This window comes from Rathayibacter rubneri (assembly GCF_023743255.1).
GTDB lineage: Bacteria > Actinomycetota > Actinomycetes > Actinomycetales > Microbacteriaceae > Rathayibacter > Rathayibacter rubneri.
Map to the genome: position 1 here is coordinate 1 of NZ_JAMRYM010000210.1, position 711 is coordinate 711.

Consider the following 711-nt stretch of genomic DNA (forward strand, 5'->3'; position numbering starts at 1 on the left):
GTCACAGGATCAGCTCCAGGGGACGCGGCACCGAGTCGACGAGGGTCTCCGGCCACTCCCCGTCGCGGGTCAGGACCTCCACCTGCTCGCCGTCGATCACGATCGTGTCCTCGATCTTGGCCGCTGCGGCGGTCGGGTTCCAGGCGAAGGCCTGGCCGTCGCGCACGACGTCGTCCGCGGTCGGCGTGGCACGCGGGTCGCGGCCGGCGTATCCCGCGGCGCCGCCCTGGTGGTGGCGGGTCCACTCGTGCTCGTCGAAGCCGTGGCGCGGATAGGCGGCGGCGATCTCGGCGAGGACCTCCGAGAGCGGCACTCCCGGCCGGGTGGCGCGGAAGGCGTCCGCCTCGACCCGCCGCAGGGCGGCCGAGCGCGCGGTGGCGGCGGGATCCTCGGCGTCGAACCGGATCCAGCGGCTGAGGTTCGCGACCAGTCCGTGGCGGCGCGCGCAGACGACGATCATCGCCCGCCGGCCCAGGGGAGCCGAGGTCGGGAGAGGGTGGCGGTGGGCCAGGCGTCCGTCGCCGGCGACCATCACCACGACGGGATCCGCGCCCGCGGCGACGAGCGCTCCGGCCAGGCGAGCGGCCACCTCCGTCTCGGAGTCCTCCGGGTGCGCGCCGACGAGCTCGCGGGTGAGGGCTGCGGCCGCGTCCCGGCAGAGGGAGCGGTAGCGCTCGCGCTCGGCGGGCAGCAGGACGGCGCGGGCGCTAC

At 76.4% G+C, this 711-nt stretch carries 1 protein-coding gene; it reads right to left on the minus strand.

Annotated elements, in window-relative coordinates; translation table 11 throughout:
* Position 1: 1 nt before the first annotated feature.
* Positions 2 to 711: M24 family metallopeptidase (locus tag NB037_RS19350; protein ID WP_251948704.1), on the minus strand; the 710-nt coding region annotated here is incomplete at its 5' end.